Origin of the sequence: Pollutimonas rozaliensis (assembly GCF_048751585.1) — a bacterium.
Lineage (GTDB): Bacteria > Pseudomonadota > Gammaproteobacteria > Burkholderiales > Burkholderiaceae_B.
In genome coordinates, this window is sequence record NZ_JAZHOB010000004.1 from 28253 (window position 1) to 52169 (window position 23917).

Genomic DNA, 23917 nt, shown 5'->3' on the forward strand with positions numbered 1-23917 from the left:
GTTGTCGCTCAATCAGCCTTCTCCGGCTCAAACCGAAAGCCAGTCCGCCGTAGCCTCAAAACGGCGCTTGCCGCTGACCGGGCTTCGAGTCGTCGAGTTCACTCATATGGTCATGGGTCCAACCTGCGGGCTGGTGCTGGCCGACCTGGGCGCGGAAGTCATCAAGATAGAGCCTGTCGAAGGGGACAGAACGCGCCACCTTCTGGGCGCGGGCGCGGGCTTCTTTCCCATGTTCAATCGGAACAAGAAAAGCATAGGCCTGAATCTTCATACCCCCGAGGGGGTCGAAATCGCGCGCAAGCTGGCCGGGTCGGCCGACGTGGTCGCCGAAAACTTCCGGCCCGGCATGATGCGCAAGTACGGGCTGGATTACGCCGCGCTCAGCGCCGCCAATCCACGCCTGATCTATGCCAGCCTGAAAGGCTTCCTGCCCGGCCCCTACGAATTGCGCACCGCCCTTGACGAAGTCGTCCAGATGATGGGCGGGCTGGCCTATATGACCGGCCGTCCAGGCGACCCCTTGCGCGCCGGCACCAGCGTCAACGACATCATGGGCGGCATGTTCGGGGCGATCGGCATCATGGCGGCCCTGATAGAGCGCGGCATCACAGGCAAGGGGCAGGAAGTCCAGTCGGCCCTGTTCGAGAACAATATCTTTCTGGTCGGCCAGCACATGCTGCAATACGCCATTACCGGCGTTGCCGCCGCGCCCATGCCGGAACGAATCTCCGCCTGGGCCTTGTACGATGTTTTCACGGTAAAGGATGGGGAACAGATATTCCTGGCGGCCGTGAGCGATGCCCAATGGGTGACTTTCTGCCGCGCACTGGGCTTCACCGATTTGCTGTCCCGGCCCGAGCTGGCCACCAACAACGATCGCGTCCGTGTAAGGCCGGCCCTATTGGACGACCTGCGCGCCAGGCTGGCGGGCTTCAGCGCCGAGGAGCTATCGGCCATCTTCGAAAAAAACGGCCTGCCCTTCGCCCCCATCGTCAAACCCGAGGAATTGTTCGACGACCCGCATCTGAAAGCCACGGGCGGCCTGGCCGACATACGCCTGACTGACGGAGAACGCGCGGGACACACCGCCCAGGCCGCCCTGCTGCCCCTTAGCATGTCGGGCGAGCGCCTGGGCGTGCGCCTGAATCCGCCCGCCCTGGGACAGCACACCGGCGAGCTGCTTGCCCGGCTGGGCTATTCCAAAGAAGAAGCCGAACACCTTATTGCGCAAGGCGCGGTTGCCTAGCGCCTTCCCGCCAAGCATTCAAACCCGTCAATAAAAAATGGAGACAACATGACAACATCAAACATGAATCCGACCCGCCGCCAGATCCTGGCCGCATTCGGCGCCGCGGCCGCCATGCCTTTTTCGGCATTTTCGCAAAACGACCGGCCGATCAATCTGATATTGCCGGTCGGGCCCGGTTCCGGCGTGGACACCATCGTGCGATCCGCCAGCCAGGCATGGGCCAAGGCGGCCGGGCGCACCGTGGTCATCGAAAACAAGCCAGGCGCGGGCGGCATACTGGGTACCTCGGCCCTGGTCAAATCGGTCCCGGACGGCCACACGCTGGGCGTCGTGTCCAACAACCACGTCATCTTCCCCAGCGTATACAAGTCGGTGCCCTTCGATCCCATCGCCGACATAACGCCCATTTCAGTCATCGGCACCACGCCTTTACTGCTGGTGGTCAATCCGAAGAAGCTGCCGGCCGACAATATCAAGGAACTGATTGCCTTGCTGAAGGCCAAGCCGGGCAGCTACAACTTTGCCTCGTCCGGCAACGGAACCATACTGCACCTGGCAGCCGAAATGTTCGTGGATCAGGCCGACGTCCAGGCCCGCCATATTCCCTACAAGGGCGTAGGCCCCATGATGACCGACCTGATCGGCGGCCAGGTGGACTTTGGCGTGCTTTCCCTGCCTTCCGTTCTGTCGCAACTGAAAAGCGGCAGCCTGCGCGCCGTCGGCCTGGGAGGAAAAAAGCGCATACCGGCCCTGCCCGATCTGCCCACGATAGCCGAGCAGGGCCTGCCCGATTACTACGTCGAAGGCTGGTTTGCCGTCATCGGTCCGGCCAAGCTGCCGGCCGACAAGGCCAAGGAAGCCTACAGCCAGGTGTCCAGCGCCTACGCCGATCCCGAGGTCAAGAGAAGCATGACCACCCAGGGCAATACCATACTGATGATGAATCCCGACGATACGGCCCGTTTTTTCCAGGCGGAATTGGACAAGTACGCCAAGGTCGTGAAAGCGGCAGGCATGGAATTGAAGTAAGCAGCTCCGTCGTCCTTCTTTATGCTAACTTTGCGGGATAAGGATACCCCCCGTTCAAAGCAAGCCATCACAAGAAGGACGACCACCATGCATTACAGACGCCTCGGCGCAAGCAACCTGCGCGTTTCCAATCTTTGCTTGGGCACGATGATGTTCGGCGATCAAACCGACTATGCGGAAGCAAAAAGCATGGTCGATTCAGCCCGCGAACACGGCATCAACTTCATCGATACCGCCGACACCTACACCAAAGGCGCATCGGAAGAAATGGTGGGCAAGCTGATCAGCGCGAACCGCCACGATTGGGTGCTGGCCAGCAAGCTGGGCAATGCCATGAGCAAGGCGCCCAATCAATCGCATTATTCGCGGCACTGGATGATGCACGAGGTGGATCAAAGCCTGCGCCGCCTGTCCACCGACCATCTGGACATCCTTTACCTGCACCGCGACTTCCACGAGGAAAACCTGGACGAAGCCGTGCGCGCTCTGGGCGACCTTATCCGCGCAGGCAAGATCCGCGCCTTCGGTCTATCCAACTTCCGTGGCTGGCGCATCGCCGAATTCATTCGCCTGTGCCAGCAAGCCAATGTGCCGCAACCCGTGGTTTGCCAGCCCTATTACAACCTGCTCAATCGCGGGCCCGAGGTCGAAATACTGCCGGCCTGCGGGCACTACGGATTAGGTGTCGTGCCCTACAGCCCCATCGCACGCGGCGTGCTTACCGGAAAATATCGGGCCGGCCAGACGCCGCCGCGGGAAAGCCGGGCGGGACGCGGCGACAAGCGCATGATGGAAACGGAGTTTCGCGACGAGTCGCTGGCCATTGCGCAACGCCTGCAAGAGCATTGCGAGCAGCGCGGAATCAAGCTGGCGCATTTCGCCACCGCCTGGGTCCTGGCCAACCGCCATGTCAGCGCGGTCATCGCCGGCCCGCGCACGCTGGCGCAACTGGAAGACTACTACCCCGCCGTCGATGTGCAAATCAGCCCAGAGGAGGAAGCGCTGGTGGACGGCCTGGTAACGCCGGGCCATGCATCGACGCTGGGATACAACGACCCCAGCTACCCCTTCTTCGGACGATAAGGGCTGGTCCCGCAACGGAAAGAATGGGGCCGGATCTTGCAATCATGGGAGATTGCAAGACCCGGCCCCATGTGCTTACAAAGGCCCGGCCTGAAGTAGCGCCATGCAGGCTTACTTGGTGGGAAGCTTGCCCGCCACGCCTTGGACGTAGTAGTTCATCTTGTTCAGGCCCGCATCGTCCAGAACACCGGATTCCAGGCGGACCTTGCCTTCGTTGTCCTTGATGGGTCCGGCAAACGGCGCCAGGGTTCCGGCGACGATTTCAGCCTGTTTTTCCAGCACCAGCTTCTTCACATCGTCAGGCACGGCGGGACCGAATCCTTCGATCGCGGCCATGCCCTGCTTGATGCCGCCCCATGTGCTGTCCGGCTTCCATGCGCCATTCAATACGTCCTGGGCTTCCTTGGTGAAGTACTTGCCCCAATGGTGGGTGACTGCCGCAAGCTGGGCATTCGGCCCGAATTTCTTCATGTCGGAATGGTAGGCCACGGCGTACTTGCCTTTCTCTTCGGCGGCCTGGACCGTGGCGGTCGAATCGGTATGGTGGGTAACGATGTCGGCGCCCTGGCCGATAAGCGCCAAGGCCGCATCGCGTTCCTTGCCGGGATCGAACCAGCTGTTCACCCAGATGACGCGCACTTCGGCATTGGGATTGACGCTGCGCATGCCGCGCGTAAAGGCATTAATGCCTTGCAGTACTTCGGGAATCGGGAAAGCGCCCACATAGCCCGCGACGTTCGACTTGGTCATCTTGCCCGCCAGAATGCCGGCCAGGTAGCGGGCTTCGTAGAAGCGGGAATTGGTGGTGGCCACATTGGCGGCCGTCTTGTAGCCGGTGGAATGCACGAATTTCACATCGGGAAACTGCTTTGCCACCTTGAGCGTGGGATTCATGTAGCCGAAGGAAGTCGTGAAAATAAGCTTGTTGCCCTGCTGGGCCAGGTCGCGTATGACGCGCTCGGCGTCGGCGCCTTCGGGAACGTCTTCAACGAACTGGGTTTTGATCTTATCGCCCAGGGCCTGCTCCATTTCCTTGCGCCCGATGTCCTGCTGCCAGGTCCAGCCGGCCTCGCCGATGGGGCTGACGTAGACGAAACCTATCTTCAGCGGCTCTTGCCCGGCTGCCGCGGCGGCGGAAGCGGAAAAAGCGATCGCGGGCGCAATGACCGCGGCACACAGCGCATGGCGTAAAAACTTTGCAGACATGATTATCCTTAGGAGTTCGGGTTAAAGTGTTTGCCCAGCGAGGCAGGCATGTTCAGCCTGATCCAGTTTGCGTTTCGGGAAATAAGGACCAGCACCACTATCGTTGCAAGATAGGGCAGCATGGAAAGCAGCTGCGACGCTATGGGAACCCCCAGCGCCTGCATATGATAGGTAAGAATGGTGATCCCGCCAAACAGATAGGCGCCCACCAGCACGCGCAACGGCCGCCATGTGGCAAAGGTCGTCAGCGCCAGCGCAATCCAGCCTCGGCCCGCCACCATGCCCTCCACCCACATGGGCGTGTAGGCCAGCGACATAAAGGCTCCCGCCAGGCCGCAGCAAGCCCCGCCGAACAGCAAGGCGGAAAGCCGTATGCGCCTGACCTTATAGCCCAGGGCATGGGCCGACGAGGGGGATTCGCCCACGGAACGCAAGATCAGGCCCGCGCGAGTCCGGTTAAGGAACCAGACTATGCCGGCGCACAGCAGCAGCGATAAATACACCATGGGGTGCTGCTGGAAGATGGCCGCCCCAAGAAAGGGGATGTCCTGAAGGAAAGGCAGGCCGAAATGGTTGCCCTGCAAGGTGGCGCCTACATAATCGATGCCGATGTAGGCCGAGGCGCCGACGCCGAACAGGGACAAGGCCAGGCCCGTGGCCACTTGATTGGCCCCCAGCCAGACCGTGAGCCAGGCAAAGAAACCCGCCAGCGCCATGCCGGCCAGAGCTCCCGCCAGGAAGCCCAGGGCCACGCTGTCGGAATGGATGGTGACGGCGAAACCGATGACGGCCGCCACCAGCATCATGCCTTCGGAGCCCAGATTGATCACACCGGACTTTTCATTGATAAGCAGGCCCAGCGCCGCCAGCATGAGCGGCGTGCCCGCGTTGATGGCCGATGCGATCAGGGGAGCCAATGCGTCCATTATTTGCTCCAGCGCAGTCGATTATTGATCAGGACATCGCAGGCCAGCAGGGAAAACAGCAGGATGCCCTGGAAAATCCCGGTAATGGCGCTAGGCATCCCAAGCCGGCTTTGCGACAGCTCGCCGCCGATATACAGCAAGGCCATGATGAAACTGGAAAAAATCACGCCTATGGGATGCAGGCGCCCCACAAAAGCCACGATAATGGCCGCAAAACCATAGCCCGGGGAGATCGACGGCGTCAGTTGGCCGATGGGTCCCATGATCTCCGATGCGCCCGCCACTCCCGCCAGGGCGCCGGACACGCACAAGGACGTCCAGAGCGAGCGGCTCGAGGAAAACCCCGCATACCGGGCCGCCAGGGGCGCCATGCCGCCAACCTGCAGCTTGAAACCGGAAAAGCTGCGCGACAAGTACAGCCAGCCGATCACCGAGGCCAGCAGGGCCAGCACGATGCCCAGGTGCAGGCGCGTTCCAGGCAAAACCACGGGCAGCAGGAAACCGTCCGAAAAAAGCCGCGACTGAGGAAAGCCGAAGCCGTCCGGATCAATCAATATGCCATGCACCAGATAGCTCAGCAGCAACTGGGCGACATAGACCAGCATCAGCGAAACCAGGATTTCATTGGCGTTGTAGCGATCGCGCAGCCAAGCCGTGATGGCGGCCCAAAAGGCGCCCCCCACCGCTCCGGCAGCAAGGGCCAACGTCATCAGCCCGAAACCGCCATTGGTCTCGTCGTCGAAATACAGGATGACGGAACCCGCGGCAATGGCCCCCATGACCAATTGGCCTTCCGCGCCGATATTGAATACGTTCGCGCGAAAGCACAGGGACAGGCCGACAGCGATCAGCAACAGCGGCGCGACCTTGACCCCCACCTCGGACCAGCCTCGCAGATCCTTGATGGGTTCATAGAAGAAGACCGAAAGGCTGGCCAGCGGATCCTTGCCCACGGCAAGAAACAAGGCCACGCCGCAGAGCGCCGTCAGCAACACCGCCAGCACCGGTGAAAGCCAGGACATCCAGATGGACGGCTGCGCCCGCGGCTCAAGCCTGAACATGCGCCGCCTCCGTAACATTTCCCGTCCACAGCCCGCTCATCCACCGGCCGATCAAATCATTGTCGGCCTCCATGGCCTTGACGGACGGGGACATCCTGCCCTTGGACATGACCACCAGCCTGTCGGATATCTCGAACAATTCGTCCAGTTCCTCGGAAACGACCAGCACGGCGCAGCCCGCATCGCGCAAGCTCAGCAATTCAGCCCGGATTTGAGCGGCCGCGCCGACATCCACGCCCCAGGTGGGCTGCGCCACCAGCAATACCCGGGGATTGCGCGCCACTTCGCGGCCGATGATGTATTTTTGCAGGTTGCCGCCCGACAGGCTCGCGGCCGTCGCCCAGGGTCCGGCCGTCTTGACCCGGAAGCGCTCGATGATGCTTGCCGCCAGGCGCCGGGCGGCGGTCCGCCTGATAAAGCCGCGCCGGACCGTGGCGTCGTCCTGGTGCGAAAGCAGAACGTTCTGCGCCAGGCTCAGTTCGGGAACCGCGCCGCGCCCCAGGCGCTCCTCGGGGACAAAGGCCATGCCATGCCCCCGTCGCCATGCGGCCGAGCGCCGCCCTATGGCCAGGCCTTCCAGCATGATGGCGTCCGCGTCGGCGCGGGTATCCTCGCCGGACAACACCGCCAGCAATTCCTGCTGGCCATTGCCCGATACGCCCGCCACCCCCAGGATTTCGCCGGCACGGATCTCGAAATCTATACCGGCCAACTCGGTGGCGAACGGATGCGCGCGGGGCAATGCAAGATTGCGCACCGTCAGCATGGTTTCGCCGGCAGGCTTTTCCCGGTACACGACGGGCGGCGGTTCCGTTCCTATCATCATGCGCGACAGGCTGGCTTCCGATTCGCCGCGCGGGTCGCACACCCCGGTGACCCTGCCGCCGCGCATCACTGTGCACGCGTGGCACAAGGCCCGGATTTCATCTAGCTTATGACTGATATAGAGAATGCTGCAGCCCTCGGACGCCAACTTGCGCAAGGTCTCGAACAGCTTGCTGACGGCCTGCGGCGTCAACACCGAGGTGGGTTCGTCCAGGATAAGCAATTGGGGCCCGCCCAGCAGGGCTCGCACGATCTCCACCCGCTGACGCTCTCCGACGGACAAGGTATGCACATGCCGCCGGGGCTCCAGGTCCAGGCCGTATTGATGAGCGGTGTCGGCAATACGGCGCTCCAGCGCATCGATGCGCGTGCCTTTGGGCAAGCCCAGGGCAATGTTCTCGGTCACCGTCAGCGTGTCGAACAGCGAGAAATGCTGGAAAACCATTCCGATGCCCAACTGCCTGGCAAGCGCCGGACTGCCGATGTCCGTTTCGACGCCGTTCCAAAAAATCCGGCCGGAGTCCGGGCGGGTTACCCCGTAGATGATTTTCATCAGGGTCGACTTGCCCGCCCCGTTCTCACCCAGCACGGCATGGATTTCCCCGGCCTTCACGCTCAGGTCGACCCCGTCATTGGCTACAACGGCCGGATACCGCTTGGTGATCTGCGTTAACGCAAGGCGTGCAGCCATGTTCTTTTCGGGAATCATCGTGAGCCGGCGCGATGATGCTAGCGCTGCGACAATGCCTTTTCGATTTTCTTGTCCGTCTTGTATTGGCTAAGCGCGTAGACCGCCCAGATCGTGGCGGGCAGCCAGCCAATAATCGTAATCTGAAGAATCAGGCACAGGATGCCGGCAATCGGACGCCCGATCGTGAAGAAAGTCAGCCAAGGCAACAACAGGGCGATGATAAGTCTCATGTTTCAACCGTTCTTGTGTATATGGAAAGCCTGCTATTCTAACCTCTGCCTCATCTTGGGATATCCGAAATGACCGAAATCGCGACACAGGTATGGCTGACCATCGTCCAGGAGTTTTCCGATATCCCCGATGCGGAGCAGGCCACCCGCATCGTGCTGCGCCTTGCCATGGCGATTTTACTGGGCGCCGCCATCGGCTACGAGCGCGAACTTCAGGGCAAGGCCGCCGGCCTGCGCACGCATATGCTGGTGTCCCTGGGCGCCGCCATCTTCGTGCTGGTGCCTTTGCAAAGCGGCATGCAGATAGCGGACGCCAGCCGCGTGCTTCAGGGCGTCATAGCCGGTATCGGCTTCCTGGGAGCGGGAGCCATCATCAAGCATAGCGACAGTCACGAGATAAAAGGGCTGACCACCGCCGCCAGCATATGGGTGGCGGCCGCCGTCGGCATCGCGGCCGGCATGGGCCGTGAAGCCACGGCGGTCGTCAGCACCCTGGCCGCCCTGTTCATCCTGGCCGTCGTCAAACGCATGGAAATCGGCATCGACAGCGACGAGGACGATGTTCAGCGGCTACCGGAGGCGCCCGGCCGCGATGGCGGGCCGTCCAAGGTCGGCCGAGACCCGGCCGGCGGCCAGCCGTAGGGCGCGGGCGACATCGCCATTCCAGCGATGATCGAAATTGGTTTTGTAGTCCAGGACCGTCATGGCAAGCACCAGGCGCCCGCGGTCGTCGTAAACCGGTGCGGCGAACGCGCTCATGCCGCTCATGAAATCGCCCTCGGCCCGCGCCATGCCCCGCTTGCGCACCTGCTCCACGGTTTCCTTGTTGCTTTCGCGGCGGTCCAGGCTGTCGGCGGAGTCCATATAGGCCTGGATCGCCTCGGCATCCATGAAGGCCGCGAAAACGCGGCCGGTGGCCGATCGATAAAGCGGAAATACAGACCCCAGCCCGACATTCACCATGACGGGGCGATTGGGCTGCTCCCATCGGACCACCGTGGGTCCGAAGCTGCCCCATACCGAAATGGCCACCGTATGGCCGACTTCCAGGCACAGGCGCTCCGCTTCCTTCGTGGCCAGGGAAATAGGCTCGATGGTTGCAAGGCACGACAGGCTGAACTCCAGCGCCACCCTGCCCATGCCGTATAGCCCGGTTTCCGCGTCCTGCGTAATGAAGCCGGTGCGCATGAAACTCACCAGGTAGCGATGCGCCTTGCTGGGCGCGATGCCGGCTTTTTCCGCAATATCGGTGATCTTCATCGGACGCCGGTTGTGGGCGACGATCAGCATGAGGTCAAGGCCGTTCTCGACGGACTGAACGCCCGCCTGCATAGGTTTGCTCATCTTCATTTTCCGTTTTGCCGCAAGCGCCTCTATCAAAGGCTACGACTGTACAACATGGATACATCCGACGCAAAAGAATTGACACTGGAGAAAGCACATGTTTATGATTAGCGTAAATTATTTCCATAATTCAGAAAAGGCAAAAAATGCTGACTGGAGACATGCTGCGCCGCTCCGCAGGGCGCTTCCCCCATAAACAAGCCATCATTTACCGAGGGCCGGACAAGCGCTCGAGCCTGAGCTATTCGCAGCTCGATGCCTTGTCCAATCGCCTTGCAAATGCCCTGCTGGGGCTCGGGCTGGCAAAAGGCGCCAAGGTCTCGATGCTTTCGCGCAACCTGCCCGAGTATGGCGCGGTGTTCTTCGGAGTGGCCCGAACGGGCTATGTCCTGAACAACGTTTCCATCCTGTACGCCCCCGACGAGCTGGCCTGGACGCTGAACAAGTCGGACACCGAAGTCCTGATTTTCGACGCGGCGCTGGCGGAAAAGGTGGCGGCGGTGCGCGCCTCATGCCCGCAAATCCGCCAATACATCGTCATCGGGCAGACCGATCTTTTCGATGCGCTGCCCTTCGAGCGCTTCATCGAAAACAGCCCAAGCCAGGAGCCGGGCGTGCAGCTGGATGAACGCGATCCATTTTGCATGACCTATACAGGCGGCACGACGGGGCGTCCCAAAGGGGTGCTGGTGGACCATCGCGCACGCGACGTCACCGCGCATACCGTGATGGTCGAAGAGTCGATAGGGCCGCTCGACCTGGTCGCCATCGTCACTCCCCTATTCCACGTCGCGGCGCTGAACATCATGTTCCAACCGGCCATATTGGCGGGGGCCAGCACGGTTTTCATCACGCCCTGGTCTCCGGACGCTTTCCTGCAGGCCATAGAGGAAGAAAAAATTACCGCTACGTTCATGGTTCCCACCCAGGCCAACGCATTGGCCACCCTGCCCGGCCTGGAAGAAAGAAAACTGGAATCCTGGACCAAGCTCTCGTTCGCCGGCGCACCGATGCCGGACTGGGTGCAAACGGAACTGATGAAACGCCTGCCCCAGCTGCGCCTGACCCAGATCTACGGCCAATCCGAAGTCGGCGTGATCGCGGCGCTGCCCTGGCATCGACTGCCCGAAAAACTGGGCAGCGTAGGACAGCAGCCCTACAACGTCGACGTTGCCGTGCTGCGTCCCGATGGCAGCCGCGCCGCTCCCGGAGAGATGGGCGAAGTGGCATCACGGGGCGACAATCTTATGCTTTGCTACTACAACGAGCCCGAGCAAACCGCCGGCTTTTTCAAGCTGGGCCAGGGCTGGGGGCTGACCGGCGATATCGGCGTGGCCGATGCCGAGGGCTACATAACCCTGGTCGATCGCGCCAAGGACATGCTGATCTCCGGCGGCGAGAACGTCTATCCGAAAGAAATCGAGGACGTGCTGTACCTGTTGCCCGAAGTCGCGGAGTGCGCGGTATTCGGCGTTCCGGACGAAAAATGGGGTGAGGTGCCCGCCGCCTATATATTGCTCAAGTCGGGGCGGACGCTGACCGAAGAGCGGGTGATAGCGCAATGCGAAGCCAGACTCGCGCGGCTGAAGCGCCCCAGGGTGATCAAGTTCGTCCAGGACTTTCCCAAGACGCCCATCGGCAAAATACAGAAGAACATCCTGAAAGAGCCGTACTGGCAAAACAGAAAGAAAATCTAGGAAAAAGGAAACCCCATGGCAAACCCATCGCCCTATGAACACTACCAATCCTTGACGCTGACGCGCCACGACCACGGCATTCTTGAAGTCGTGATGGGCGCCGCCCAAAGCGCCAACAAGAAGCTTTCCACCGCCGACCATAATCTGCATCGCGAACTGTCCACCATCTGGAACGATATCGATCGCGACCCGGACACCCGGGTGGCCATCATACGAGGCGAAGGCAGGGGCTTCTCCGCCGGCGGCGACCTGGGCCTGGTCGAGGACATGGCCAATGACTTCAATGTTCGCGCGCGGGTATGGCGCGAGGCGCGCGACCTGGTCTACAACGTGATCAACTGCTCCAAGCCCATCGTGTCGGCCATGCATGGCCCCGCCGTGGGGGCGGGCCTGGTGGCCGGCCTGCTGGCCGACGTGTCCATTGCCGCGAATAACGCGCGCATCATCGATGGCCACACCCGCCTGGGCGTGGCCGCCGGCGACCACGCCGCCATCGTTTGGCCTTTGCTGTGCGGCATGGCCAAAGCCAAGTACTACCTGATGCTGTGCGAGTCGGTGTCCGGCCAGGAAGCCGAGCGCATCGGCCTTGTGTCGCTGGCGGTGGACGAAACCGAACTGCTGCCCAAAGCCTTCGACGTCGCCCAGCGCCTGGCAATGGGGTCGCAAACCGCCATACGCTGGACAAAGTACGCATTGAACAACTGGCTGCGTCTTGCCGGCCCCAGCTTCGATGCATCGCTGGCATTGGAATTCATGGGGTTTTCAGGACCCGACGTTCACGAAGGGATCGCCTCGCTAAGGGACCGCCGCGACCCGAATTTCAATCCATCCTGCCCCTTCTAGGAGCCGTCATGAACCTTGGCATCGAGGGACGCACCGCACTGGTGCTGGGCGGAACCCGCGGATTGGGCTGGGCCTGCGCGCAGGCGCTGGCCAATGAGGGCGCGCGGGTCATTATCAATGGCCGCGACACATCGCAGGGAGAACGCAGCGCCGCCGCTTTGCCGGGCGGGCATTTTGTGGGCGGCGACATAGGCCAGGAGCAAGAGCGCCGCAAGCTGATCGACGCTGTCCATGCCATCGCCAGCCCGGACATCGTCGTTACCAATGCCGGCGGCCCACCGGCGGCTCCGTTCGAGGAAACCGATGCCGCGCTCTGGCGGCAATGCTATGAAACCAACGTGCTGGGTCCGCTCGAGGTCGTACGGGCCATGCTGGCATCGATGCGCCAGAGGCAGTTCGGACGCATCATCAACATTACTTCTTTCGTGGTCAAGGAGCTGTATCCGAACATGGCCTTGTCCAACAGTCTGCGCATCGGACTGACCGGGGCCATGGGCTCTCTGGCCCGCGAAGTGGCCGCATCGGGCATCACGGTCAATGGGCTGCTGCCCGGCCTCATGGACACCGGGGCCTTGCAGCGGGTCATCGACGACCGATCGAAACGCGGCGGGATCAGCGAACAGGAAGTACGCGAACAGATGGCAGCCGGGATCCCCATGCGGCGCCTGGGCACCGCCGCCGATTTCGGCGCCATGTGCGCCTTCCTGGCGTCGCCGCATGCCGCATACATAACGGGACAGAATATTTGCATCGACGGAGGCTTGGCCCGCAATTCGATCTGAAGCAAAAGAAGGCAAAACCGCGCGCAACGATCGCGCCCATACCAACAAAGGAGACAAAATGACATCAACCCGCAAATCCGCAGCGCTGGCGCTATCCGCCCTGACGCTGTTCGCTTTCACGCAGGTCAAGGCCGCATCGGTTTCAGACGAGGTGGTACGCGTGGGCGTCATTACCGACATGAGCAGCGCTTTGGCGGACTTGTCCGGCCAAGGGTCCATTACCGCGGTCAAGATGGCCGTCGAGGACTTCGGCGGCAAAGTGCTGGGCAAGCCGATCGAGGTGCTGAGCGCCGATCATCACAGCAAGCCCGATGTGGCCTCTTCAACCGCCCGAAAATGGTTCGACGTCGAGCACGTCGACATGATCACCGACCTGACCAACTCCGCCGCCGCGCTGGCGGCCGTGGACATCGCGAAAGAAAAAAACCGTATCGCCATCATCAATGGCGCCGGGACTACGCGCATCACCAATCAGAATTGCACGCCCAATAGCATCCACTATGCATGGGATACCTATGCCATGGCGCACGGGGCGGCCAAGGCCATCGTGAAGAATGGCGGCGACACATGGTACTTCCTGACCGCCGATTATGCCTTCGGCCACCAGATCGAACGCGACGTGACAAGCGTGGTCGAACAAAGCGGCGGCAAAGTCGTGGGCAGCGCCCGGCATCCCTTCAACGCCAACGATCTTTCCTCATTCATATTCAGCGCGAAAACCTCCGGGGCGAAGATCATCGGACTGGCCAACGGCGGCAGCGACACCATCAACTCCATCAAGGCGGCTCGGGAGTTCGGCGTTGACCCGGCCAAGCAGAACCTGGCGGGACTGGCTGTCTTCATCACCGATATACATGGCGTGGGCCTGGAACAGGCGCAAGGGTTGATGCTGACAGCAGCCTTCTATTGGGATCTGAACGATGAAACACGCAAATGGTCCAAGCGCTATTACCAGCGCATGAACAAGATGCCCACTGCCATCCAGGCCGCCAACTATTCATCGACGCTGCACTATCTGCGCGCCGTGGAAGCCGCCGGCACCGATGAAACCGCAGCCGTCATGGCGAAAATGAAGTCCATGAAGATCAATGACTTCTTCACCCGTAATGGCGTTATTCGTGAGGACGGCCGCATGGTGCATGACATGTACCTGATGCAGGTGAAAACACCGGCCGAGTCCAAATACGACTGGGATTACTACAAGGTCGTCGCGACTATTCCAGGCGACGAAGCCTTTCAGCCGCTGGAAAAATCCACTTGCGCATTGATCAAGAAATGATCCGCCGGCTTCGCGGACGGATCATGGGCGCGGCGGGAAAGCGGACAAGGCCTATCCGCTAAGGCAAGGCCTGCGAGGACGGCCAATTGGCGCGGTCCTCATCCGCCCCGCCGGCCATGGGTCCATTCTTGCGCGCGGCCTTGGGCTTGGCCTCGGTGTCCTTGGCTGATTCCCCCGGCGGGGGCGCCTTGGGATCCTGGCCGGCCTTTGCCATCAAGGACGTGCAATTCGCGGAATCGTCCGTTCCCACGTTCAACAGCGGCAGGAGCGCGGCGAAGGGCGTGGCAACGATGCCCAGTGCCACCGCCGCGCCGGCCCGCGCAATCAGCGGCCCCTTTTGCACGCCCACGTCCGGATCCTTGAAAGTGCCCTTGGCATACAAAGGGGAACGTAGCGTGAAGACCCGCAAGGTCTTGTTCGCGGGCCGGATATCCAGATCCAGCCTCTCGGTCGCCAGATTGATTTGTCCGGTGATGTCCACGATAGTGTCGTCGGTTTCCAAGCGAAAGGCTCTGGTCCGCATGACGCCATCCTTCACGTCGAAATCGCTGGCCATGCAATTGAGCATAATCTGCTCATCGCCAAACAGCTTTACGATCACCATATTGGCGACGTTCAGGCCGGCTGCCTCCAGCAGGAACTGGCTGATCGTGCCGCGGCTGACCAGCGCCTTGACCTCGCCGTTGGAATGGGCCAGCAGTTCCGCGATGGAACTGCCTTGCGCCGAGAGTTCGGCATCGCCGTGGAGTTCCCCGAAGCTGGCGTCCATGCTTTCGGCTCCCGGAAACAGTTTTTTCAATTTCAGATGGCGCGCCTCGGTCCTGAGTTCCGCCTTGATCTTGTCGCTATTTCCGTCCAGCTTCAGGGTATTGCCCAGGGTGCCACCCGCCACGCCGAAGTTCAGCGGCGTAAATGTCAGGACCTTGTCCACCAGCTTCACATGCGCCTCGATATTGTCCAGCGGCAAATCCTTGTTGCGCAAAATCTTGCGGCCCCTGAACCTGACGTCGGCATCCATGACGCCCCAGGCCTTGGTGCCGATGGGCGCCGCCGGCAGCACCTTGCCGGCCGGCTGCTTCGCCCTGTCCTTCCTGGACTCGCCGGACTTTACATCGCTGGTGTCAGCGCCGATCAAAGGCCCTAGATCCTGGAAACGCAAAAGCCTGGACTCCACCTGCCCGCTGAGCAGCGGCCGAGGTTCGCGCATCTGATACACCAAGGTGCCCTCAAGATCGCTTTCGCCCACGACACCCTTGAAATCCTCGTAGCGCCATGTGTCGTCCTCGCCCTCCAGCATGCCGATTAGGTGCCCTTCGGTGCTGTAGGGCGGAGTATTGGGCAGGGCCACGCCTATGAGCGGCAGCAGGTCGGCCATGGTGTCGCCCTCGAGTTTCAGCCTTACGTCCAGAGCGGCCAGGGCTTGCGGCCGGGTCACCGACCCTTCCAGCCCGATCCGCGTTTTACCGATGGCGACATTCCCCCTCAAGGGAAAAGGGGCGTCGCCTTGCCTGAGCGAAAGCACGCCGCCCGTCTTGCCTTCGCCTTTGATGTCAACGCCGTTATAGCTGCCGCTGGCTTTCCAGCCCATGCCATAGCCTTCGGGGCCGCTTTCTTCGAGCGTGTCCAGATCGGCCTTCATGTTCAGCTTGCTTGCAGCGTCGGCGACCTCGGCGCGCACGCTCTTTAGCGACACCTTCTGCAGGTCGAAGGTCCATTTTTTAGCTTGAGGGTCGGAATTTTCCTTGCGGACGAATGTCCAGTTGGCTGCGCCATCGGCCTGGCGCTCCAGGAACAATTGGGCATTCTCGATTTCAAGATTGGCTATCTGGACCTTGCGCGCCAGCAGGGCCAGGGGGTTGATGACCACGGTCATGGCGGAAACCCGCGCCATGCTCTTGTCGGGCGCCACTCCCGCGGGATTGCCGACGACCAGATCATGGGCGGTGATTTCGGGCCAGGGCACCCAGCCGCGCCAGCCGGTGTCTGCTCCAGCCTGGGGCCTTATCCAGTCCAGCTTCAGGTCGCCCTGTATCGCCACCGGCCGGCCGGCCAGCTCGGTCGCCTGCTGGTTTATCCATGGCCGGGCCCGGTTCCAGTCCATCGTGGCCAGCACGGTAAACGCCAGAACAAAAGCCAACAGCAGGCCCAGGCCCGTCCACAGTATTATTTTTAAATAGCGTGGCATATCGGCTCCCGGATGCATGGTGGCGACAACGCGGCAAAAAGCATTGTTTCATTGTAGAGGCAAGGCCACCAACACATGCAACGGGAATCTACCAAAAGAAACCGGGATATTCCTTATGACGGCTACAGGAGCTCTTTACGAAGTTGTTGCGGGGTTTTCGGCGACAGCAAGCCGGGAGCTACGTCGAATACGCTATGCGCCCCCACAGCGCCTTGCCGGCTTAGCCGGACCGCCGCGCGCGCATAAGCCACCAGTACACTCGAGGTGAACTCGGGATTGCTTTCCAGCTTAAGCGAATATTCCATGACTTGTGCCCTGGCACTTTCAGCCCCGGTCTTGCCGCTGCGAATGACGAAGCCGCCATGGGGCATCGCGCTGTGGTCGCGTTGGAGTTCGTCTTCACCGATGAAGTTGACCGTGGTGTCGTAGTCGGCGAAGTAATCGGGCATGGTCTTGATGGCCGTTTCCACCGCCGCGCCATCGGCGCCTTCTTCCAGGACTACATAGCAGTCCCGGGTATGTTTGTCGCGGGTCGACAGGCTGGGCAAAGCACCGCTGCGTACGCGATTCACGGCGTCTTCCACCGGTATGGTGTATTGCACCGCGGCCTTGACGCCGGGGATTCGGCGCACGGCGTCGGAATGCCCTTGGCTCAGGCCCTTGCCCCAGAATGTATAGGTCGCGCCTTGCGGCAGTACGGCTTCGCCGAACAGGCGGTTTATCGAAAACAGGCCCGGATCCCAGCCGACCGAGATAATGGCCGTATTGCCGCCCGCGCGCGCCGCCGCATCGACGGCGGCGAAGTACTCAGGAATTTTGGCGTGGGTATCGAAACTGTCGATGGTATTGAACCAGGCCGCCAATTCCGGGCCCTGGCGGGGAAGGTCGTTTTTTGACCCGCCGCACAGGATCAGGACGTCGATCCGGCTTTTGAAATCCTGTATGGAGCCAAGGTCGCGCACGGGCACTCTGCTATCCAGCAAGACGACTGCCTGGGGATTCCGGCGGGTAAATACAGCGACCAGTTCCATGTCGCCGTTCTGTGCAATCGCCGACTCCACGCCACGGCCCAGGTTGCCGTAGCCAACGATGCCTATCCTGATTTTATCTGTCATGCCTGTCCTCGCTTTTTAAATGGATGGATGGCGGAATTGTAGGCCAGGCCGGCGGAGCGGGCCGGCGTCAGGAATATCAACAAAAAAACACGCCGGCGCGGTCGAAACCGTGCCGGCGTGCAGCCCCTGATGCTCGCTATTAAACCGATACGGCTTCGGCATCGGCCGATACGTCTTCCTGATCCGACACCGAGCTTCGAATCAGGTGATCGAAGGCGCTAAGCGCGGCCTTGGCTCCATCGCCGGCGGAAATGACGATCTGCTTGTAAGGCACGGTCGTGCAATCACCCGCGGCAAACACGCCCGGCAAGGAGGTCTGGCCCTTGGCGTCGATCTCGATTTCGCCGTGGCGCGACAAGGCCAGGGTGCCCTTGAGCCACTCTGTGTTCGGCACCAGTCCGATTTGCACGAACACGCCCTCGAGTTCGATCTTGCGGGCCTGGTCCGTGACGCGGTCCTTGTAGGTCAGGCCGTTCACTTTCTTGCCGTCGCCGTGGATCTCGGTCGTTTGCGCCGAGACGATGATGGTGACGTTGGGCAGGCTCTTGAGCTTGCGCTGCAATACCGCATCGGCACGCAGGCTATCGCCGTACTCGATGAGCGTCACGTGGCTGACCAGGCCGGCCAGATCGATGGCCGCCTCGACACCCGAGTTGCCGCCGCCAATGACGGCTACACGCTTGCCCTTGAACAGGGGGCCGTCGCAGTGCGGGCAATAGGCTACGCCGTTGTTGCGATACTCGCGCTCGCCCGGCACGTTGATTTCGCGCCAGCGGGCTCCTGTCGCCAGAATGACCGATTTGCCTTTCAGCACGCCGCCGTTGGCCAGCTTGACTTCGATAAGCTTGCCGGCGGCAAGCCCTTGGGCGCGCTGCAGGTTCATGATGTCGACGTCGTAAGCCTTGACGTGCTGTTCAAGCGCCGTCGCGAACTTGGGGCCTTCGGTTTCGGTGACCGAAATGAAATTCTCGATCGCCATGGTGTCCAGCACCTGGCCGCCAAAGCGCTCGGCCACGATACCCGTGCGTATGCCCTTGCGCGCCGCATAGACCGCCGCAGCCGCGCCGGCCGGCCCGCCGCCGACGATCAGGACATCGTAGGGTTCGCGTGCGCTGAGCTCTTCCGCACGGCGTGATTCGGCGCCGGTATCCAGCTTGGCAAGGATCTCTTCCACGCTGGAGCGGCCTTGGCCGAAAACCCCGCCGTTCAGATACATGGTCGGAACCGACATGATCTGGCGGGCATCGACCTCGTCCTGATACAGCGCGCCATCGATCGCAACGTGCTTGATGCGCGGATTGATGATGGACATGACATTAAGCGCCTGCACCACATCGGGGCAGTTCTGGCAGGACAAGGAAAAATAAGTTTCGAATTCGTAATCGCCATCGAGATTACGGATTTGTTCGATAACGGCCTCATCCAGCTTGATGGGATGGCCGCCTACTTGCAGCAGCGCCAGCACGAGCGACGTGAATTCGTGGCCCATGGGTATGCCGGCAAAGCGCACGCCGATATCCGTGCCGCTGCGATTGATGCTGAACGAAGGTTTGCGTTTGTCGTCGCTACGTTCGGTCAAGGTGATCTTTTCAGACATCAGCTCGATTTCCTGGAGCAGCTCGCGCAGCTCCTGCGACTTGGCGCTATCGTCAAGGCTGGCAACGATCTCGACCGGAAGGGAGACCATTTCCATATAGGATTTCAACTGAGATTTAAGATTTGCATCCAACATAACGTATTGACCTTCTTGATAAGAGGAATGTTCAGGGGGCCGCGCGCCCGGCTTTTGGCCTTGCGCGCGGCGGCTAATTGGCAACCTGCTTACCGCAAGGGACTGTGGCTTAGATCTTGCCGACCAGATCCAGCGAAGGAGTCAGGGTCTTGGCGCCTTCTTCCCATTTGGCGGGGCAGACTTCGCCAGGGTGGGCGGCGATGTACTGAGCTGCCTTGACCTTGCGCAGGAGTTCGGAAGCCACGCGGCCAATGCCGTTATCGTGCACTTCCATGACCTTGATTTCGCCTTCGGGGTTCACGACGAAGGTGCCGCGCAAGGCAATGCCTTCCTCTTCGATCAGGACTTCGAAGTTACGCGCCAGGACATGGGTGGGGTCGGCGATCATGGGGTATTGGACTTTGCCGATTGCGTCGGACGTGTCGTGCCATGCCTTGTGCGAGAAATGCGTGTCAGTCGAAACGCTATAAATTTCAACGCCGATCTTCTTGAATGCTTCGTATTGCTCGGCCAGGTCTTCTAGCTCGGTGGGGCATACGAAGGTGAAGTCGGCGGGGTAGAAAACGAAGACCGACCATTTGCCCGCAACGGTTTCATCGCTGACGTCGATGAACTTGCCATTATGGTATGCGGTTGCTTTAAAGGGTTTGATTTTGGTGTTGATCAGGGACATTGCGTTTCCTTTTTTCGGTTAAAGAAATTGAACACAAGGCCAGTATAGGCAAACCACCGTGATTTGTAAAATTGATTAATATTATTGATCGAATAGTTTTACGCTATTACACGGAGCTAAAAAAACGCCAGGTCCGGCCTCGTATTTTTATTGCTTGCGAAGCTTACGGCCCGGCAAGGGCCATAAGCTTCACGTGCTCCATTCTACTTGAAAAGATTGTTCAATTCTTCATCCGAGCTGGCGCCGTCCGATGCCGGGGCCGCATCGGCGCCGGGCGGCAGGGCATCGTCTCCATACCGGGCATCGCCGCCGTAGGCCTTGTCCAAATCGATCACGATGGACTCGGGATTCACGCCTGTAGCGTCATGCCGGTAGTGCGTGACCATGCCGGGAAACGTCAACACCAGTGCAACCATCAGCAATTGGATCACGATGAAAGGCACCGACCCCCAGTAAATCTGACCCGTGGTGACCTTGGCAATGGTCTTGCCCGTGATCCTGTCCCGGTAATCCTCCTTGGGCGCCACCGAGCGTAGATAGAACAAAGCGAATCCAAAAGGCGGATGCATGAAGGACGTCTGCATATTGACGGCCAGCAGCACGCCGAACCAGATCAGGTCTATGCCCATCTTGTCGGCAACCGGACCGAGCAAGGGCACAATAATGAAGGCCAGTTCGAAGAAATCCAGAAAAAAGGCCAGCACGAAGGTCATCAGGCTGACGACGATCAGGAAACCCATTTCGCCGCCGGGCAGGCCGATCAGCAGATGCTCCACCCACAGGTCGCCGCTGACTCCGCGGAAGGTCAGGCCGAATACCGTCGACCCGATCAGGATGAACACCACGAAGCATGACAGCGTCGAGGTGGTGTCCATGGCCTGGCGCAGCAAGGACCAGCTAAGCCGCTTGCGGATCACCGCCATGATGATGGCTCCCACCGCGCCCATGGCGCCGCCTTCCGTCGGCGTGGCGACACCGATGAAGATGGTTCCCAGCACCAGGAAGATCAAGGCCAGCGGAGGAATCAGCACGAAGGTCACGCGTTCGGCGATCTGCGACAGCAAGCCCAGGCGCAACACCTTGTTGACCGCGGCCAGCACGAAGGCGACCGCTCCCCAGACCAATATTCCAAGAACGACTTTTTCATCGACCGGCGCGTTGTCCCGCATCAGGAAGATAATCCAGCTCAGGGCGGCCGAGACGGCGACCGCCATAAGCGCGAGCAGCGACGGAATGCCGCGGCTGCCATTGGGCTCGATGAATGTACGCGCTTCTTCCGGGATGGCCGGCGCCGCCTTGGGGCGCAGCCACGACAGCACAATGACATAAAGTATGTAAAGCCCCGTCAGCGCGAAGCCCGGCACAATGGCGCCGCGATACATATCGCCAATGGAACGGCCCAATTGATCGGCCAGAATGATCAGCACCAGGGATGGCGGAATGATTTGCGACAGGGTGCCCGATGCGGCAATCACGCCAGTCGCAAGCTTGCGGTCATAGCCGTAGCGCAACATGATGGGCAGCGAGATCAGCCCCATCGAAATGACCGACGCCGACACTACCCCCGTGGTTGCGGCAAGCATGGCGCCCACCAGCACGACGGCGATGGCCAGGCCGCCGCGCAGCGGTCCGAACAATTGCCCTATTGTTTCCAGCAGGTCTTCCGCCATGCCGGAACGTTCCAGGATTAATCCCATGAAGGTGAAGAACGGTACGGCCAGCAGCGTATCGTTGGCCATGATGCCGAAGACGCGCTGCGGCAGGGCCTGGAATAATGCTGGAGTAAACAGGCCCAGCTCGATGCCGATCAGGCCATAGAAGATACCGTTGGCGGCCAAAGCGAAGGCCACGGGAAAGCCCAGCAGCAGGAACACGACCAGCGTCGCGAACATGATCGGGGCCATGTTGACAATGAAAAATTCCATGATTAGCGCCCCGCCACGTTATCGGATTTGGCTTGAGCCGCCACGCGGGCCTCGGCATCGCGCGCGATCTCTTCGGCCAGGAGTTCCTCGGCCGTTTTTTCAGCAAGCTTTTCGGTGGGATCCGGCGCCGCGCCGGCCAGGAAAGCAAGGCACTTGATCAAATGGGAAATACCGGCGGCGATCAGCAGGGCGAAACCTATGGGTATCAAAAGCTTGGCGGGCCAGCGCAGCAAGCCACCCGAATTTGAGGAATACTCATGGGTAAGCCAGGAGTCCATGAACATCGGCCAGGACAGCCACATGATAAGCACGCATGCGGGCAGCAGGAAAAACAGGACGCCGAAAATTTCGATCTTGATCTGCGTACGGCGGGAGAACCGCTGCGCAATCACGTCGACCCGGACGTGCTCGTTCTTGAGCAGCGTATAGCCGGCCGACAGCAGGAAGATGGCGCCGAACAGATACCACTGCAGCTCCAGCCAGGCATTCGAGCTGATATTGAATACCTTGCGCACGACGGCATTGCCGGCGCTGACAAGCACGACGATCAGGATGAGCCAGGTAACGGCCCGGCCCACGCGCCGATTGACGCCGTCAATCAGGCGCGATAAAGCAAGTAAGGTTTTCATCGCTAGGTTTCTTGAGACAGGAAAAGAAGGGGCACACGCGGAAAACGCCGCGTAGGGAAATTCATTCCTTACGCGGCCGATCCGGGAAGCCGGCAGCGGCTATGCCCCGCAGACTATGGAGTGCTTAGCGACGGGATGACGTACTGGCCATGAACTGGTCGAAGCTGCCTTCCGCAACGCGGAACCAGGGGATCTCGTGATCACGGAACTCCGAATAGGCTTCATACAATTTCTTGAAGACGGGATCCTTGGCGGAGAACTCGGCATAGACCTTGTTGGACTCGTTGTAGCAGGCTTCCATGACGGCCTTGGGGAAGGCGCGCAACTTGGCGCCTTCGGCGATCAGGCGCTTGAGCGCACTGGGGTTTTCGGCATCGTAGGTCGCAATCATCTGATTGTTGGCCATGGCGCTGGCCTGAGCCAGCACAGCCTGATAGTGCTTGGGCAGACTGTTGTACTTGTCCTGATTCACGTACAGCGAGACCTGCAGCGTGCCTTCCCACCAGCCGGGAAAGTAGTAGTAAGGCGCCACGCGATGAAAACCCAGTTTTTCATCATCGTAAGGGCCTATCCATTCCGCGGCGTCGATGGTGCCTTTTTCCAGCGAAGGATAAATATCGCCGCCGGCGATTTGCTGGGGCACCACGCCCAGGCGAGAAAGCACCGCGCCGGCGAACGCGCTGCAACGGAACTTCAGCCCCTTCAGGTCTTCGACGGACTTGATTTCATTGCGGAACCAGCCGCCCATCTGCGTGCCGGTGGCGCCGCAGGGAAAATTGACGATGTTGTATTGCTTGTACAGCTCGCGCAGCAAGGCCAGGCCGCCGCCATGATTCACCCAGGCGTTCATCTGACGGGTGTTCAAGCCAAATGGGACAGCGCTGTCAAAGCACAGCGCCGGATTTTTACCGAAGTAGTAATAGGAAGCGGTGTGGCCGCATTCGATCGTGCCGTTCTGCACGCCGTCAAGAACAGCCAGCGCGGGTACGATTTCCCCGGCGGGAAACGCGCGAATGGAAAACTTTCCATCCGTGGCTTCCGAGACGAATTTTGCAACGTTCTCGCCGCCGCTATAGATCGCATCGGCACTGCGGGGAAAGCTGGACGCAAGGCGCCAGTTGATGGTTGGCGCCTGCTGTGCGAAAGCGGGTGCTGCCAATGTGGCGCCACCGGCGACGGCACCCAATGTAGCGTTCTTAAGAAACGAACGGCGTTGCATAAATACTCCTTGTGGGAATGGTGAGGTAAGCCTTGCGCGCTCCGTCCTCTTGGGCGGAAACGAAAACCGGGCGGATCATGCGCTTAAAGAAAAAATGTCTCTACTAGTAGTACTACTAGGTCTGAAAACCCTTTTCTCAACGTGGGTTTACAGCGTCATCGGGCATCCCGCCGTCTAGGGCGCTGAAAAATATA

The 23917-nt window shown here is 60.6% G+C and carries 21 protein-coding genes; 8 read left to right on the forward strand and 13 right to left on the reverse strand.

Annotated features, from left to right (window positions below; all coding sequences use genetic code 11):
* Positions 1 to 106: 106 nt before the first annotated feature.
* From V0R37_RS08305 to V0R37_RS08315, 3 genes are all read left to right on the forward strand, one after another.
* Positions 107 to 1246 carry a CaiB/BaiF CoA transferase family protein gene (locus V0R37_RS08305; protein WP_420374404.1) on the forward strand — a complete coding sequence of 380 codons (1140 nt, stop codon included), beginning with the start codon at positions 107 to 109 and terminating at the stop codon, positions 1244 to 1246.
* A 48-nt stretch (positions 1247 to 1294) separates the two neighbouring features.
* Positions 1295 to 2278, forward strand: coding sequence for a Bug family tripartite tricarboxylate transporter substrate binding protein (locus tag V0R37_RS08310; RefSeq protein WP_420374080.1), 984 nt, complete (start codon positions 1295 to 1297; stop codon positions 2276 to 2278).
* An 87-nt stretch (positions 2279 to 2365) separates the two neighbouring features.
* Positions 2366 to 3361, forward strand: a complete 996-nt coding sequence (locus V0R37_RS08315; RefSeq protein ID WP_420374081.1) for an aldo/keto reductase — start codon at positions 2366 to 2368, stop codon at positions 3359 to 3361.
* Between the two features lie 111 nt (positions 3362 to 3472).
* Here the strand turns inward: V0R37_RS08315 and V0R37_RS08320 are convergent, their stop codons facing one another.
* From V0R37_RS08320 to V0R37_RS08340, 5 genes are read right to left on the reverse strand one after another with little or no spacing between them, the layout of a single operon-like run.
* Entirely contained in the window at positions 3473 to 4567 is a 1095-nt protein-coding gene (locus V0R37_RS08320) for a BMP family ABC transporter substrate-binding protein (protein WP_420374082.1), read from the reverse strand.
* An 8-nt stretch (positions 4568 to 4575) separates the two neighbouring features.
* On the reverse strand, positions 4576 to 5493 hold the full coding sequence (locus tag V0R37_RS08325) for an ABC transporter permease (RefSeq protein ID WP_420374083.1): 918 nt from the start codon (positions 5491 to 5493) through the stop codon (positions 4576 to 4578).
* Positions 5493 to 6554 (reverse strand): ABC transporter permease, encoded by a 1062-nt coding sequence (locus tag V0R37_RS08330; protein ID WP_420374084.1) that lies wholly within the window; start codon positions 6552 to 6554, stop codon positions 5493 to 5495. Before V0R37_RS08330 ends, V0R37_RS08325 begins: the two co-directional genes overlap by 1 nt.
* Positions 6541 to 8070 (reverse strand): ABC transporter ATP-binding protein, encoded by a 1530-nt coding sequence (locus tag V0R37_RS08335; protein WP_420374085.1) that lies wholly within the window; start codon positions 8068 to 8070, stop codon positions 6541 to 6543. Before V0R37_RS08335 ends, V0R37_RS08330 begins: the two co-directional genes overlap by 14 nt.
* A gap of 38 nt (positions 8071 to 8108) precedes the next feature.
* Complete coding sequence (locus V0R37_RS08340; RefSeq protein WP_420374086.1) at positions 8109 to 8300, reverse strand: YqaE/Pmp3 family membrane protein; 192 nt, start codon at positions 8298 to 8300, stop codon at positions 8109 to 8111.
* A 69-nt stretch (positions 8301 to 8369) separates the two neighbouring features.
* Here V0R37_RS08340 and V0R37_RS08345 point away from each other — a divergent pair, with 69 nt between their 5' ends.
* Positions 8370 to 8942 (forward strand): MgtC/SapB family protein, encoded by a 573-nt coding sequence (locus V0R37_RS08345; protein ID WP_420374087.1) that lies wholly within the window; start codon positions 8370 to 8372, stop codon positions 8940 to 8942.
* Here the strand turns inward: V0R37_RS08345 and V0R37_RS08350 are convergent.
* Positions 8871 to 9644 carry an IclR family transcriptional regulator gene (locus tag V0R37_RS08350; RefSeq protein WP_420374088.1) on the reverse strand — a complete coding sequence of 258 codons (774 nt, stop codon included), beginning with the start codon at positions 9642 to 9644 and terminating at the stop codon, positions 8871 to 8873. The genes V0R37_RS08345 and V0R37_RS08350 overlap by 72 nt on opposite strands.
* Positions 9645 to 9790: 146 nt before the next feature.
* Between V0R37_RS08350 and V0R37_RS08355 the strand changes: the two genes are divergently transcribed.
* From V0R37_RS08355 to V0R37_RS08370, 4 genes are read left to right on the forward strand one after another with little or no spacing between them, the layout of a single operon-like run.
* Entirely contained in the window at positions 9791 to 11341 is a 1551-nt protein-coding gene (locus tag V0R37_RS08355) for a class I adenylate-forming enzyme family protein (RefSeq protein ID WP_420374089.1), read from the forward strand.
* Between the two features lie 15 nt (positions 11342 to 11356).
* Positions 11357 to 12184, forward strand: coding sequence for an enoyl-CoA hydratase/isomerase family protein (locus V0R37_RS08360; RefSeq protein WP_420374090.1), 828 nt, complete (start codon positions 11357 to 11359; stop codon positions 12182 to 12184).
* Positions 12185 to 12192: 8 nt separating this feature from the next.
* On the forward strand, positions 12193 to 12966 hold the full coding sequence (locus V0R37_RS08365) for an SDR family oxidoreductase (protein ID WP_420374091.1): 774 nt from the start codon (positions 12193 to 12195) through the stop codon (positions 12964 to 12966).
* Between the two features lie 58 nt (positions 12967 to 13024).
* The gene (locus V0R37_RS08370) at positions 13025 to 14245 is read left to right on the forward strand and encodes an ABC transporter substrate-binding protein (protein WP_420374092.1); all 1221 of its coding nucleotides are present in this window, start codon (positions 13025 to 13027) and stop codon (positions 14243 to 14245) included.
* A 58-nt stretch (positions 14246 to 14303) separates the two neighbouring features.
* Here V0R37_RS08370 and V0R37_RS08375 read toward each other — a convergent pair whose 3' ends face one another.
* From V0R37_RS08375 to V0R37_RS08405, 7 genes are all read right to left on the reverse strand, one after another.
* On the reverse strand, positions 14304 to 16430 hold the full coding sequence (locus V0R37_RS08375; protein WP_420374093.1) for an AsmA family protein: 2127 nt from the start codon (positions 16428 to 16430) through the stop codon (positions 14304 to 14306).
* A gap of 122 nt (positions 16431 to 16552) precedes the next feature.
* On the reverse strand, positions 16553 to 17545 hold the full coding sequence (locus V0R37_RS08380; RefSeq protein WP_420374094.1) for a diaminopimelate dehydrogenase: 993 nt from the start codon (positions 17543 to 17545) through the stop codon (positions 16553 to 16555).
* A gap of 139 nt (positions 17546 to 17684) precedes the next feature.
* Positions 17685 to 19277 (reverse strand): alkyl hydroperoxide reductase subunit F, encoded by a 1593-nt coding sequence (gene ahpF, locus V0R37_RS08385; protein WP_420374095.1) that lies wholly within the window; start codon positions 19275 to 19277, stop codon positions 17685 to 17687.
* 109 nt (positions 19278 to 19386) lie between these two features.
* Positions 19387 to 19950, reverse strand: coding sequence for an alkyl hydroperoxide reductase subunit C (gene ahpC, locus V0R37_RS08390; protein WP_420374096.1), 564 nt, complete (start codon positions 19948 to 19950; stop codon positions 19387 to 19389).
* A 203-nt stretch (positions 19951 to 20153) separates the two neighbouring features.
* Positions 20154 to 21875, reverse strand: coding sequence for a TRAP transporter large permease (locus V0R37_RS08395; RefSeq protein ID WP_420374097.1), 1722 nt, complete (start codon positions 21873 to 21875; stop codon positions 20154 to 20156).
* Between the two features lie 2 nt (positions 21876 to 21877).
* Positions 21878 to 22504: a TRAP transporter small permease subunit gene (locus V0R37_RS08400; RefSeq protein WP_420374098.1), complete on the reverse strand. Its 627-nt coding sequence runs from the start codon at positions 22502 to 22504 to the stop codon at positions 21878 to 21880.
* A gap of 124 nt (positions 22505 to 22628) precedes the next feature.
* Positions 22629 to 23723, reverse strand: a complete 1095-nt coding sequence (locus V0R37_RS08405; protein ID WP_420374099.1) for a TRAP transporter substrate-binding protein — start codon at positions 23721 to 23723, stop codon at positions 22629 to 22631.
* Between the last annotated feature and the right edge of the window lie 194 nt (positions 23724 to 23917).